The sequence below is a fragment of the Vibrio sp. 1402 genome (assembly GCF_033340275.1).
Map to the genome: position 1 here is coordinate 1 of NZ_JAWOWE010000303.1, position 677 is coordinate 677.

Below are 677 nucleotides of genomic sequence, written 5' to 3' on the forward strand. Positions count from 1 at the left end.
TGCCGGGACGCTCGGCGATCAGCCAGTCCACATCCACCTCGGCCAGCTCCTCGCGCTGTGGCGCTCCTTGGTAGCCGGCATCGGCTGAGACAAATTGCTCCTCTCCATGAAGCAGATTACCCAGCTGATTGAGGTCATGCTCGTTGGCCGCGGTGGTGACCAGGCTGTGGGTCAGGCCACTCTTGGCATCGACACCAATGTGGGCCTTCATGCCAAAGTGCCACTGATTGCCTTTCTTGGTCTGATGCATCTCCGGATCGCGTTGCTGCTCTTTGTTCTTGGTAGAGCTGGGTGCCTCAATGATGGTGGCATCCACCAAAGTGCCTTGGGTCATCATGACGCCTGCTTCGGCCAGCCAGCGATTGATGGTCTTGAACAATTGGCGGGCCAGTTGATGCTGCTCCAGCAGGTGGCGGAAATTCATGATGGTGGTGCGGTCCGGCAAGGCGCTATCCAGGGATAACCGGGCAAACAGACGCATGGAGGCGATTTCGTACAGAGCATCTTCCATCGCGCCATCGCTCAGGTTGTACCAATGCTGCATGCAGTGAATGCGTAGCATGGTTTCCAGCGGATAAGGTCGCCGGCCATTACCAGCCTTGGGGTAAAACGGCTCGATGACTTCCACCATGTTTTGCCATGGCAGGATCTGCTCCATGCGGGACAAGAAAATCTCT

1 protein-coding gene is annotated in these 677 nt (G+C 57.0%); it reads right to left on the bottom strand.

Features of this window, described 5'->3' with window-relative positions; all coding sequences use genetic code 11:
- On the bottom strand, window positions 1-677 hold a 677-nt coding region (locus tag R7044_RS25715), incomplete at both ends, for an IS5-like element IS5 family transposase (protein WP_225456058.1).